Annotated in this window: 13 protein-coding genes and 1 tRNA gene; 8 read left to right on the forward strand and 6 right to left on the reverse strand. The window is 64.6% G+C overall.

Translation table 11 applies throughout. The features are described 5' to 3' along the window. Position 1: 1 nt before the first annotated feature. Positions 2-1,417 (reverse strand): PAS domain-containing HWE histidine kinase family protein, encoded by a 1,416-nt coding sequence (locus P8R33_RS02110; protein ID WP_278327338.1) that lies wholly within the window; start codon positions 1,415-1,417, stop codon positions 2-4. 81 nt (positions 1,418-1,498) lie between these two features. Next, the gene (locus P8R33_RS02115; RefSeq protein ID WP_278327339.1) at positions 1,499-2,950 is read right to left on the reverse strand and encodes a DNA recombination protein RmuC; all 1,452 of its coding nucleotides are present in this window, start codon (positions 2,948-2,950) and stop codon (positions 1,499-1,501) included. Between the two features lie 100 nt (positions 2,951-3,050). Between P8R33_RS02115 and P8R33_RS02120 the strand changes: the two genes are divergently transcribed. Then, positions 3,051-3,461 carry a four-helix bundle copper-binding protein gene (locus P8R33_RS02120; protein ID WP_278327340.1) on the forward strand — a complete coding sequence of 137 codons (411 nt, stop codon included), beginning with the start codon at positions 3,051-3,053 and terminating at the stop codon, positions 3,459-3,461. A 20-nt stretch (positions 3,462-3,481) separates the two neighbouring features. On the opposite strand, the gene P8R33_RS02125 is transcribed toward P8R33_RS02120, so the two are convergent. Beyond that, a complete protein-coding gene (locus tag P8R33_RS02125) occupies positions 3,482-4,048 on the reverse strand; it encodes a peptide deformylase (protein ID WP_278327341.1) in 567 nt (188 codons plus the stop codon). Positions 4,049-4,241: 193 nt separating this feature from the next. Beyond that, positions 4,242-4,835 carry a recombination mediator RecR gene (recR, locus tag P8R33_RS02130; protein WP_278327342.1) on the reverse strand — a complete coding sequence of 198 codons (594 nt, stop codon included), beginning with the start codon at positions 4,833-4,835 and terminating at the stop codon, positions 4,242-4,244. Between the two features lie 43 nt (positions 4,836-4,878). Here recR and fmt point away from each other — a divergent pair, with 43 nt between their 5' ends. The 3 genes from fmt to P8R33_RS02145 all read left to right on the forward strand — a co-directional run bounded on the left by fmt (position 4,879) and on the right by P8R33_RS02145 (position 7,837). Next, entirely contained in the window at positions 4,879-5,787 is a 909-nt protein-coding gene (gene fmt, locus P8R33_RS02135; RefSeq protein WP_278327343.1) for a methionyl-tRNA formyltransferase, read from the forward strand. 106 nt (positions 5,788-5,893) lie between these two features. Continuing rightward, on the forward strand, positions 5,894-6,643 hold the full coding sequence (truA, locus tag P8R33_RS02140) for a tRNA pseudouridine(38-40) synthase TruA (RefSeq protein ID WP_278327344.1): 750 nt from the start codon (positions 5,894-5,896) through the stop codon (positions 6,641-6,643). Positions 6,644-6,724: 81 nt separating this feature from the next. Continuing rightward, positions 6,725-7,837 carry a zinc-binding dehydrogenase gene (locus tag P8R33_RS02145; RefSeq protein ID WP_278327345.1) on the forward strand — a complete coding sequence of 371 codons (1,113 nt, stop codon included), beginning with the start codon at positions 6,725-6,727 and terminating at the stop codon, positions 7,835-7,837. Between the two features lie 3 nt (positions 7,838-7,840). On the opposite strand, the gene P8R33_RS02150 is transcribed toward P8R33_RS02145, so the two are convergent. After that, a complete protein-coding gene (locus P8R33_RS02150; RefSeq protein ID WP_278327346.1) occupies positions 7,841-8,818 on the reverse strand; it encodes an asparaginase in 978 nt (325 codons plus the stop codon). A gap of 98 nt (positions 8,819-8,916) precedes the next feature. Here P8R33_RS02150 and P8R33_RS02155 point away from each other — a divergent pair. Then, a tRNA-Val gene (locus P8R33_RS02155) sits at positions 8,917-8,992 on the forward strand. A gap of 22 nt (positions 8,993-9,014) precedes the next feature. Here P8R33_RS02155 and P8R33_RS02160 read toward each other — a convergent pair. After that, positions 9,015-9,494: a TlpA family protein disulfide reductase gene (locus tag P8R33_RS02160; RefSeq protein ID WP_347569024.1), complete on the reverse strand. Its 480-nt coding sequence runs from the start codon at positions 9,492-9,494 to the stop codon at positions 9,015-9,017. A 94-nt stretch (positions 9,495-9,588) separates the two neighbouring features. Between P8R33_RS02160 and argH the strand changes: the two genes are divergently transcribed. The 3 genes from argH (at position 9,589) to lysA (ending at position 12,528) form a co-directional block, all read left to right on the forward strand. Further along, positions 9,589-10,965 carry an argininosuccinate lyase gene (gene argH / locus P8R33_RS02165; protein WP_278327919.1) on the forward strand — a complete coding sequence of 459 codons (1,377 nt, stop codon included), beginning with the start codon at positions 9,589-9,591 and terminating at the stop codon, positions 10,963-10,965. Next, a complete protein-coding gene (locus tag P8R33_RS02170) occupies positions 10,966-11,202 on the forward strand; it encodes a lipoprotein (RefSeq protein ID WP_278327348.1) in 237 nt (78 codons plus the stop codon). Positions 11,203-11,265: 63 nt separating this feature from the next. Further along, the gene (lysA, locus tag P8R33_RS02175) at positions 11,266-12,528 is read left to right on the forward strand and encodes a diaminopimelate decarboxylase (protein WP_278327349.1); all 1,263 of its coding nucleotides are present in this window, start codon (positions 11,266-11,268) and stop codon (positions 12,526-12,528) included. The last annotated feature ends 1 nt before the right edge of the window (position 12,529 follow it).

Consider the following 12,529-nt stretch of genomic DNA (forward strand, 5'->3'; position numbering starts at 1 on the left):
GTTAAATGGCCAAATAGTCTTGCGCCGCGATCCGTTCGATCCGGTCGACGGTTAGTTTTCCGGCGGGTGCTTCCACCCGCCAGTTCAGGCCATCGGCTGCGAAGTTCAGCGCAACTTTCGCAGCAAGGACTTGTTCGACATTCCGCATGATCAAGAGCGAGCCGAAGCCCGTGCGTGAAGGCTCGGTTACCAGAGGGCCACCGGCCTCGTTCCAGCTCATGCGAAAGACTGGCTCTTCCGCAGGTTCGCTGGCAACCTCCCATTCGATATCGATCCTCCCGCGATCATTGCTGAGTGCGCCGTATTTTTCGGCATTCGTCGCGAGTTCATGGATTGCCAGTCCTATTGCTTCGGCAACATCGGTTCTGACGATTACGGGACTGGGCTTTGTAATATGTATCCGTTGCCGCATATCCTCGCCGATATGGCGAAGTTGCGCCTCTACGATATCGGCCACGCGTGCTCCCGACCAATCGCCGCCGTCGAGGATTTCTTGATTGGACGCCAGCGCATTGATCCGGCGATCAAGAGACTGGATGAGTTCGTCTTTCGGCAAGCCGAAGGAACGCCGCAAGATCGCCCTGATCGTGGCGAGCATATTGCGAGAGCGGTGGTTCACCTCGCGCATCAGCAGCTTGATGTGGTTCTGCGCTTCGAGCTGGTCGGTAATGTCGGTGTTCGTGCCGCACCAGAGAACGACGTTCCCCTCGTCATCCCTTAACGGGTTTGCACGACTGAGGAACCATCGGAACTCTCCGTCAGCCCTCCGCAACGGGAAAGTGTCGTCCCATGGCTCTCCGCTATCCCATGCCTCCTGAATGCGGGTGGTGACACGCTCGACATGATCCGGGTGATGAACTTTCTGCCACCCCCAACCCTGCATTTCCTCCAGATCGGTGCCGGTGAAATCGTACCACTGCTGGTTGAACCAGTAGATCCAGCCATCCTTGTCGGCGAGCCACGCCAGTTGCGGAATGTTGTTGGCGAGCGCGGTGAACTGGTCGGTCTTCTGGCGAAGACCGGACTGCAACTCGATCTGCTCGCGCAAGTCGTTCGCGATCTTCGACGCGCCGACGATCCTGCCGGACGCATCGCGCACCGGCGAGACTGTCACCGCGATAGGCACGGTTTCGCCGCTCTTCGTGAGACGTTCGGTAGAAAACTTTGGAACGGTCTGCCCAGCACGAATTCGTGCGAGGATACGATCCTCTTCCTCAGCGCGATCTTCGGGCACAATCCGGCGGATAGACTGCCCGACCATTTCTGCGGCGGACCAGCCGAAAAGCGCTTCTGCCGCCGGGTTCCAAGTCTCTATGATGCCTTCAAGCGACTTCGAGATTATCGCGTCCGAAGAGCTTGCGATAATGGCAGCAAATCGGGCTGCGTCTATGTTGGGATCCGGTTTGTTTTCGGCCATACGATGCGTTTGCTTACACCAAATTCGTTCAGCGAACCCGCAGTCATCTAACCGCTTCGCGGGGCTGCCACAACTACCGCTTTACTCCGCGGCCTCGCGCCCTTCGCCGGTGCCGTCTTCGATCTGCGCCGCGTCTTCCGCATTGTAGCGCGGGGTCGCCTCCACCTTCGGTACTTCCTCGATCTCGCGCTTGCCGATTTCGATGCCGCGTTCTGCGAGGCGCCTGCCCGACGTCAGCACGTTGCGTTCGAAGCTGCCGACGAACTTGTTGTAATTGTTGACCGCCGTTTCCAGCCCGCCGCCGACGCGCTTCATGTGTTCGGCGGCCACGGCCAAGCGATCGTAAAGCTCCGCCCCGGCCTTGCCGATCTCCACCGCTTCCTGCGCGATCGTGTCCTGCCGCCAGACCTGCGCCACGGTGCGCGCGATGGCGACGAGGTTGGTGGGCGTCGCGAGCAGCACCTTGTTGCGGAAGGCGAAGTCCCACAGCTCCGGATCGTGCTCCAGCGCAGCGGCGACGAAGTGCTCGCCCGGCACGAACATCACCACATAGTCGGGCGTGTCGTCGAACTGGCTCTGGTAGCTCTTGCTGCCGAGCGTCTGGACGTGGTTGCGCATGGATTTCGCATGCAGGTCGAGATGGCGGCGGCGCTCGTCGTCGTCGTCCGCCTCGAACGCGGCCTGGTAGGCATTGAGCGAGACCTTGGCGTCGATAACCAGCTTCTTCTGCCCCGGTACATGCACCACCGCGTCGGGACGGAGCCGGCCGTCCTCGGTCTCGATCGAATGTTCGAGATTGAAGTCGGTATGCTCCGACAGTCCGCATTGCTCGAGCACGTTCTGCAACGCCCGCTCGCCCCAGCGGCCGCGGGCCTTGGGCGCATTGGTCAGGCTGTTGCCGAGCCGCTGCGCCTCGCGCCGGACCTCTTCCTGCCCGCGCTGCATCTCGGTGATCTGCTGGTAGAGCCGCCCGAAGGCATCGGTGCGCTTTTCCTCCAGCGCGGCGACCTGCTTCTCGTACGCCTCCAGCCGCTTGCCCACCGGATCGAGCAGAGCGCGCAGCTTTTCCTCGCTGGTCTTTTCGGAGTGGCCGAAACGCTCGTTCGCGCGCTTCAGGAAATCCTCCTGCGCCTTCGACAGCACGGCGGTGCCGGTGTTCTGGAATTCCTTGAGCAGTTCCTCGCGCGCCTCGACCAGCAGGCGTTTCTGCTCGTCGAAATTGGCGGTCTTTTCCTTGAGCGTCGCAAGTTCGGACCCGAGCGCGGCATTGTCCCGCCGCAGGGCGTCGAGTGCCGTTTCGTGCGCCGTGCGGGTTTCGCGCAGCTCGCCGTCGAGCGCATCGGCGCGGGTCGCGCGCACGGTCGCATTCTCAAGCTCCACGATGGCGCGGCGGAACTTCTCGTCCAGCTCCCGCGCCTCGGCATCGCGCTCCCCATGGCGCGCTTTCCAGTCGGCTGCCGGTCGCGATCCGGCGAACCAGCCGAGCGCGACCCCGATCAGGAGCGCGGCGACGGCGACGATGAGAACGGTCATATCCATGTGTCGGAACATAGCTGGAACGGGCGGCGCGGGGAAGGCCCGCCCGGAACTATCCCCACAGCCACGCGCTCCTCATGCAAAGAGGAGATATTCTATGTCGATCAAGGAAATGATCCAGGACCACCCCGCGGTGGGGGCCGACTATACCGAAGAACTGGGCGAAGCGGTCAAGCACGCGATGTATTGCGCGGCGATCTGCAATTCCTGCGCCGATGCTTGCAGCGCGGAGGACATGGACATGCGGCGATGCATAAGGCTTTGCCTGGATTGTTCAGACGTATGCGAGGCGACCTATCGCCTTGCCAGCCGCCGTACCGACGAGAATCGCCAGCTAATCCGCACAATGCTCGCGACCTGCATCAATGCTTGCGAGATCTGCGAAGCGGAATGCGCCAAGCACGACAACCCGCATTGCCGCCGCTGCGCGCAAATGTGCCGGGAATGCGCAGAAGATTGCCGCAAGGCGCTCGACAAGCTCAACGAGGAAGTACACGCCGACGCGTGAACCCCGCGCGCTGAGGGGTATCAGGCCGCCTCGCGCAGCTTCTTCAGCTTCTTGAGCGCCATGTTGCGCTTGAGGCGGCTGAGGTGGTCGATGAACAGTATCCCCTCGAGGTGATCCATCTCGTGCTGGATGCAAGTCGCCATCAGCCCGTCGAGGTCTTCCTCGTGGGTCTCGCCTTTGAGGTCCTGATACCGCACGCGGCAGGTGGACGGGCGATCGACATCGGCGAAGATATCTGGGACCGAGAGGCAGCCTTCCTGATAGGTCGCCAGCTCGTCTGCCGGATCGAGGATTTCCGGGTTGATGAAGACGCGCGGTTCCTTCTTCACCGGATAGTGCACGTGTTCGTGCCCGCCATGATTGCAGACCTCGCCCTCGGCCTCGGTGTCTTCGGGCTGCAGGTCGATCACCAGCACGCGCTTGGGCACGCCGACCTGGATCGCCGCGAGCCCGATGCCGGGCGCATCGTACATGGTTTCGAACATGTCGGAGACGAGCGTCTTCAACTCGTCGTCGAACTCGGTGACGGGTTCGGACACGACCTTGAGCCGGGGGTCCGGCACTTCGAGAATTTCACGGATAGCCATGTGGGGTGAGATAGTCTGGCGGAGGGAAATGTTCAACGAGTCTTCGTTGGGTGCGGTCGGGACATTCGTCCCGACCTTGCTGTTCCGTCCCGCTCCCCCACCCGGCCACCCATAGAATACCGTGCCGTGGGTGGCCGGGTGAGGGAGCGGGACGGAACAGCCAAGGAAAGCGCGGATGCGCTTTCCGCACGCATCAAACAGGCCGCCGCGCTCTGAGCGCCTGCGCCAAGGTGCCCTCATCGAGGTAATCGAGCTCCCCTCCGACGGGCAGGCCGTGCGCCAGCTGCGTAATGCGTACCGGATAGGCCTCCAGCCGCTCGGCGAGATAGTGCGCCGTCGTCTGCCCCTCCAGCGTGGCGTTCATGGCGAGGACGATTTCATCCACCCCGCCTTCCCCTACCCGCGCCATCAGGCTGGCGATGTTGAGGTCCTCGGGCCGCACACCGTCCAGCGCCGACAATTTGCCGCCGAGCACATGGTAGCGCCCGGTAAACAGTTTCGCGCGGTCGAGCGCCCACAGGTCGGACACGTCCTCTACCACGCACAGGCTCTTGCCGTCGCGGCGCGGGTCGGCGCAGATGGCGCAGGGGTTGCGCGTGTCCACATTGCCGCAGGTTTCGCATTCGACCAGCGCCTCGCCCACCGTGGCCAACGCTTCGAGCAGCGCGGGCAGCGCCGTCTCGCGCCGCTTGACCAGCCAGAGCACCGCCCGCCGCGCGCTGCGCGGGCCGAGGCCGGGCAGGCGGGCCAGCGCCGAGGCTAGGGTTTCGATCTCTTGCGATGCCATCGCGCCACAGATAGGGGCGCGGGCGAGACAGAGAAAGGCCGCAATGCGCATTATCTTCATGGGTAGCCCGGATTTCGCCGTGCCGACGCTGCAGGCGCTGGTCGATGCGGCGCATGAGGTGGTGTGTGTCTACACCCAGCCGCCACGGCCGGGCGGGCGGCGCGGCAAGGAGCTGACGCGCACTCCGGTGCACCAGCGGGCCGACGATCTCGGGATCGAAGTACGGCATCCCAAGTCGCTCAAATCTGCCGAAGAGAAGGAGGCGTTTGCTGCGCTGGAGGCCGATGTCGCGGTGGTCGCCGCCTACGGACTGATCCTGCCGCAACCGATCCTAGATGCGCCGAAGCACGGTTGCCTCAACGTCCATGCCTCGATCCTGCCGCGCTGGCGTGGAGCGGCCCCGATCCACCGCGCGATGATGGCGGGCGATCCGGTCACCGGCGTCACGATCATGCAGATGGAAGCGGGCCTCGACACCGGCCCCATGCTCACGATGGCGCGCACGCCGATCGAGGACAAGACGACCGGCGAACTGACCGAGGAACTGGCCGAGATCGGCGCGCAGCTGATGGTCGGCACGCTGATCGATATCGATATGCTGCATCCGCTGGAGCAGGACGACACGCAAGCGACCTATGCCGCCAAGATCGACAAGGCCGAGGCGCGGATCGACTGGGCTCGGCCTGCCGAGGATGTGGTCCGGCAGGTGCATGGTCTCTCGCCCTTCCCCGGTGCGTGGTTCAAGCTCGATGGCCAGCGGGTCAAGCTGCTGCGAGCGGAGATTGCCGAAGGCAGCGGCGCTCCCGGCGAAGTGATCGACGACCGGCTCGCGATTGCCTGCGGCGAAGGCGCGATCCGCCCAATCGAATTGCAGCGCGAGGGCAAGCCGAAGATGGACCTCGACGCTTTCCTGCGCGGCAATGCGGTGCCCCAAGGCAGCGTGCTGGGCTGATGTCGGCGCATGGCCTTCGACAGGCTCAGCAAGAGCGGGCTTTGTCCCCAATCCCACATCCGCTCAGCCTGAGCCTGTCGAAGGCCATGCGCCTACCGATGCGCCGATGACCCGCTTCGCCCTCACCCTCGAATTCGACGGCACGCCGTTCTTCGGCCTCCAGCGCCAGAAAGACGGGCCGAGCGTGCAGCAGTCGGTGGAAGAAGCCGCTTTCCGGATTCTGGGAGAGGACGTGCGCCTCCACAGCGCGGGCCGCACCGATACCGGCGTCCACGCGCTCGCCATGCGCAGCCATATGGACATCGCCAAGGAGATTGCGCCCTTCCGCCTGATGGAGGCGCTGAACGCGCATCTGCGGCCCGATCCGATCGCCGTGACCCATTGCGAGATCGTACCCGACGACTGGCACGCGCGTTTCTCCTGCACGGGCCGCAGCTATGTCTATCGCATCGCCAATCGCCGTGCGCCGCTGACGCTGGAGAAGGACCGACTGTGGCAAGTCGGCACGCCGCTCGACCACCAGGCCATGCACCGCGCAGCGCAAGCGCTGGTGGGCCTGCACGATTTCACCACCTTCCGCTCGGTTCATTGCCAGGCGGACAGCCCGGTCAAGACGCTCGACCGGCTGGATGTCGAGCGAGATGGCGAGGAAGTCCGCATCCACGCCGCCGCGCGCAGCTTCCTCCACCACCAGGTGCGCAGCATGGTCGGCTGCCTCGCGCTGGTCGGCATGGGTCGGTGGCGCGAGGAACAGGTGGCAGAGGCTCTGGAAGCGAAGGATCGGCAGGCGCTCGGCCTCAACGCACCGCCGCACGGGCTCTACTTCGTCGAGGCGACCTATCCCGGCGACGCTTGACGTTGCGGCACCCTAGCCAAGCCGGATCGGTAAGCGTAGCGGGTCAGAGATACGTTTCACGATGCAACGAAAGGGACAAGGATGGCCTACACTGGCAAGCAGCTTTTCACCACGCTGACGAGCGACGGCACGCTCACTCTCGAGCTGGAGGACACAACCTTCCCCGATCCGACGGGCAACCAGGTCCTCGTCAAGATGGAGGCTGCGCCGATCAACCCGTCGGATCTCGCGATCCTGACCGGGGCGGCCGATTTCGAGAATGCCGACTATTCGCCGGGCAAGGTCGTCGCCAAGATGCCGGAGCCGTTCAACAGCGGCCAGAAGGCGCGCCACGGCCAGCGACTGCCGGCTGGCAATGAGGGCGCGGGCACGGTCGTCGCCACGGGCGATAGCGACATGGCCAAGGCGCTGATGGGCCAGCGCGTCGCCTGCGTTCCGGGTAGCGCCTATTCCGAATACGCCATCGCCGATGCCTCCATGTGCCTGCCGCTGGGTGATCACAGCGCAGAGGACGGCGCATCGAGCTTCGTCAACCCGATGACTGCGCTTGGCTTCGCCGAGAATGCGAAGATGGACGGCGCGAAATCGATCCTCCACACGGTCGGCGCCTCGAACCTGGGCCAGATGCTGGTAAAGATCTGCCAGGAAGACGGCCTCGGCCTCGTCAACATCGTGCGCAAACCCGATCAAATCGAGCTGCTGAGGGGCCTCGGCGCAAGCCATGTGGTCAATTCGTCGGACGACGATTTCATGGATCAGCTCAAATCCGCGATCGACGAGACCGACGCCTTCTACGGCTTCGATCCGATTGGCGGCGGCAAGATGGTCGATCACTGCTTCAAGGCGATGGAGCAGGTCGCGGTCGGCAAGATGACCGAATATTCGCGCTATGGTTCCAACCAGCAGAAGCGCATGTTCATCTATGGCCGCCTCGACTTCGGGCCGACCACGCTGACGCCGAGCTATGGCTTCGGCTGGACGCTGTCGGGCTGGCTGCTGACGCCGTTCCTGCAGCAGGCGGGTATGGAAACCGTCGGGCGCATGCGCAAGCGCGTGCTCGACAACCTCACGACCACCTTCGCCAGCAGCTACAAGACCAAGGTCGACCTCGAGGGCATGCTGACCAAGGACGCGATACTCGACTATCGCCAGATGAAGACCGGCGAGAAGTATCTGGTGACGCCGAATGGGTAACGCTTAACGCCCGTCGAAGGCGCGCTGGAGGGCGGCGGGATTGGTCTCGCCGCTCGCCAGCAGCAATTGCAGGAGGATCCGCGCCTTTTGCGGGTTGAGCGCGCGGGCTGCGACGAAGCCGTTGGCATCGTCTTCCGGCTCGCGATCGACCAGTCCTTCGTCGGCACGGCTAGCGCGAACCACGGCGACGCCTGACGCTGCGGCGTCTACCAACGCCTGACGCACGGGTTCTGGCATATTGCCCTCGCCTACACCCGAAACGACAACGCCGCGTGTATTCTCGCCCAGCTGGCACTTCACTGCGCTGGCATCCTGCCCGGCGTAGACATAGACGACTGCCACCTTGGGCAAATCGTCGCACCACGCGAAGCGCGCATCCTCGCGGTCACCCCACGGCGCACCGAACCATTCGAGCGTGCCGGGTGTGACCAGCGCAATCGATTCGCGCGGGAAACCGCGAAACGCTTCCGAACCGCGCGTGCGGACCTTGCGCACATCGCGCGCGGCGAACACACGGTCCCCCATCACGACCAGCGCCCCGCGACCTGCTGCATTCGCGTCACAGGCCACGCGGACGGCGTTGGCGAAATTCCGCAGCCCGTCATAGCCGACCGCATCCGCCGGTCGCATCGCGCCCACCACCACCACCGGCTTGGTAGAGGGCAGCGTCAAATCGAGCAGGAAGGCCGTTTCCTCCAGGGTATCGGTGCCATGGGTCACGATCACGCCCGCGCATTCCGGATCGTCGAGCGCTTCCATTGTCGCGCGATGAAGCGGGTTCCATACCTGCGGGCCGATATCCGCCGAATCGATGTTGGCGATCTGATGGCCCGAAAGCTCCGCCTCCAGCCCCAGTCCGCCCACGCGTTCTAGATAGTCCTCGATCCCGATCTCGCCCGCGCGGTAATCCTGCGCGATCGCATTGCCCGCGATCCCGGCGATGGTGCCGCCGGTGGCGAGAACGGTGAGCCTGGTCGTCATGCGCGCCGCCTAGCTGCCGATTGGCGATCTCGGCAATTGATTTTAAGATTTGCGGCGCTATGTGCAGCGGACCGCCGCACCGGCGGTACCCGTGGTTGGGGCGATTAGCTCAGTTGGTAGAGCATCTCGTTTACACCGAGAGGGTCGGCAGTTCGAGCCTGTCATCGCCCACCACCACTCCTGATGAAGCCTGACTCTATCCGCCAATCGCCTCGTCGATTGCGGCCCGGGCGTCCTCGCTCGACCAATCGTAATCGCCCGATACGCGCCAGAGCTCCTGCCCCATCGCATCGTAGAGCACGGTCGTCGGCATGACCCCGCCGCCGATGGCGAAGCCCAGCTCGCCCTCGGGGTCCATCCAAGACCCGAGCATTGCGAAGTCGCGCTCGGCGAAGAACGGGCCGACCTTTTCCGCGCCCTGCATATCCTGGCTGACGGTCAGCACGCGAAGCTCGCTATCGTAATCGACTGCCAGCTCGTCGAGCAGCGGCATTTCCTTCACGCAAGGCGCGCACCAGGTGGCCCAGAGGTTCACCAGCACCGGCGTGCCCTGCAACGCGCCCATATTAAGCATATCCCCCTGCAGGTCGCGCACATTGCTCGCCGGCATCAGGGTGCCGGCTTGCGAACGGTCGATCTCGCCGGTTGGCGCGGGCGTAGCGGTGCTTTCTTGCACGGTGTCCGGCGTCCCCCTATCGCAAGCGGCGACAAGCAGACCCAGGGTGAATGCAGCAGTGAGCGACAAGCGGGACAATTCGGGCTCCAATGCCATGTGGGGCGGCAGGTTCGCACAGGGGCCTAGCGCGATCATGCGTGAAATCAACGCCTCGATCCCGTTCGACAAGGCACTGTGGCGACATGATATCGAAGCGAGCAAGGCGCATGTCGCCATGCTCGGCGCGCAGGGCATCGTCACGGCCAAGGACATGGCGATCATCACCGAGGGCCTCGACAAGGTCGCCGCCGAATATGCGCGCGAGGGTGTGCCGGAGGACTGGGACCTCGAAGACATCCACATGACCACCGAGAGCCGCCTCGCCGAGCTAATCGGTCCGGCAGCAGGACGTCTCCACACCGCGCGCAGCCGCAACGACCAGGTGGCGACCGATTTTCGCCTCTGGGTGCGCGACGCGCTCGACCAGATCGATGCGGGATTGCTGGCACTGCAACAGGCGCTGGTGACGCGCGCCGGAGAGCATGCGGCCAGCATCATGCCCGGTTTCACCCATTTGCAGACCGCGCAGCCGGTGACGCTCGGGCATCACCTCATGGCCTATTACGAGATGATCGCGCGCGATCGCAGCCGGTTTGCGGACGCGCGGGCGCGGATGAACGAAAGCCCGCTCGGCAGTGCAGCACTGGCCGGGACCGGCTTCCCGATCGACCGCGAAGCGACCGCGCAGGCGCTCGGCTTCGAGCGGCCGACGCGTAACAGCCTCGATGCCGTGTCCGACCGCGACTTCGCGCTCGATTACCTGATGGCGGCAAGCCAGTGCGCGCTGCACCTGAGCCGCCTCGCCGAAGAGTTCATCATCTGGGCCAGCCAGCCCTTCGGCTTCGTGCGCATGCCCGATACGCTTTCCACCGGCAGCTCGATCATGCCGCAGAAGAAGAACCCCGACGCCGCCGAGCTGGTGCGCGGACATGCGGGCCGTGTGATCGGCTGCGCTACCGCGCTGATGGTGACGATGAAGGGCCTCCCTCTGGCCTATTCCAAGGACATGCAGGACGACAAACCGCCCGTCTTCGAAGCGCACGGCCTGATGGCACTGAGCATCGCCGCGATGACCGGCATGGTGGCGGACAGCGACTTCAGGACCGGGCGCATGCGCGAAGCGGCCGAACTCGGCTATGCCACCGCCACCGACCTTGCCGACTGGCTGGTGCGCGAGGCGGACATTCCTTTCCGCGAGGCGCACCACATTACCGGCGCTGCCGTGAAGCGGGCCGAGACCGACCGCGTGACGCTCGACCAGCTGCCGCTGGACGTGCTCAAGGCAATCGACGGGCGGATCGACGAGCGCGTTTACAAGGCGTTGTCGGTCGATGCCTCGGTCGCCTCGCGCAGTTCCTATGGCGGAACCGCGCCCGAACAGGTAAAGGCGCAGGTTCACGCCGCGCGCAAGGCGCTGGGAATGGATGCCTAGATGAACAGATTGCCGATCTTAGTGTGCGCGCTCGCGCTCGCCGCCTGCGGTCAGAAGGCCGACCTCGCGCCGGTCGAGGGCGCGGCGCTGCCGCCGGCCCCCTATGGCGCGGAAGTCCAGCCGAGCGCGGACGAACTGCTCGTGCTCGACCCGCAGGCGGCGCCCGATCGCTCGGTCGAACTGCGCACCCGCTCCGAAGAACGCGAGGACGATCCCTTCGACCTGCCGCCCGAGTAGGTTCTCAGCCGAAAAGCACAGCTTGCTCGACTCGCCTTCCCGAATTCGGCAGAGGCGCTGGCCATGGACCATTTCCAGCTTCGTGACGGCGTGCTCCATGCCGAAGACGTGCCCCTGCCGCGCATTGCCGAAGAGGTCGGCACGCCGGTCTATGTCTATTCGCGCGCCACACTGACCCGCCATGCCCGCGTGTTCCGCGATGCGCTGGGAGAGCTCGACAATCCGCACATCGCCTTCGCGGTAAAATCCAATCCCAACCTCGCCGTACTGAAAGTTCTGGCGAACGAAGGCTATGGCGCGGATGTCGTCTCCGGCGGCGAACTGACGCGTGCGCTGAAGGCGGGGATGAAGCCCGAAGACATCGTGTTTTCGGGTGTCGGCAAGACTCATGCCGAGCTGCTCCAGGGCCTCGAAGCGGGCATCGGCCAGTTCAATATCGAGAGCGAAGAAGAGGGCTACGAACTCGCCGCCATCGCCGAACGGCACGGCAAGCGAGCGGCCTGCGCCCTGCGGGTGAACCCCGATGTCGATGCGCGCACGCATGAGAAGATCTCCACCGGCAAGCGCGAGAACAAGTTCGGCGTGCCGCTCGATCGGGCAGCGGAGATATATGCGCGTCTGGCCGAGGAAGACGGCCTCGATATGCGCGGCGTCGCGGTGCACATCGGCAGCCAGCTCGGCGATCTGGAACCGCTGGAAACCGCTTTCGGGAAACTCGGCGCGTTGATTGCGGAGCTGCGCGCGCAGGGGTGCACGGTTACCCATGCCGATCTCGGCGGGGGGCTGGGCGTGCCGTACAAGGCGGGCGAAACGCTGCCCGCACCGGCGGAATACGGCGCGATGGTCGCGCGGGTGACGAAGGACTGGGACGTGCGCCTGATATTCGAACCGGGTCGCGTGATCGCAGGTAATGCCGGCGTGCTGCTGACCCGTGTCATCCGCTCCAAACGCAGCGGCAACGGCCCGCCCTTCGTAGTGGTCGATGCGGCGATGAACGATCTCGCCCGGCCTGCCATGTACGGTGCCTGGCACGATTTCGATGCAGTCGCGCCCACCGGAGACGGGATGACCGCGCATATCGTCGGCCCCATTTGCGAGACCGGCGACACGTTCGCCATGGACCGCGAGTGCGATGCGCTGGTCGCGGGCGATCTCGCGGTGTTCCGCACGGCGGGCGCCTATGGTGCGACCATGGCAAGCAGCTACAATTCCCGCGGCTTCGTGGCCGAAGTGCTGGTCGACGGGGACAGATACGCGGTAGTCGCGGACCGGATCGCGGCAAGTGCGATCATGGACGCGGAACGCGTGCCGGAGTGGCTCGGCTGAT

Origin of the sequence: Qipengyuania flavescens (assembly GCF_029688735.1) — a bacterium.
GTDB lineage: Bacteria > Pseudomonadota > Alphaproteobacteria > Sphingomonadales > Sphingomonadaceae > Qipengyuania.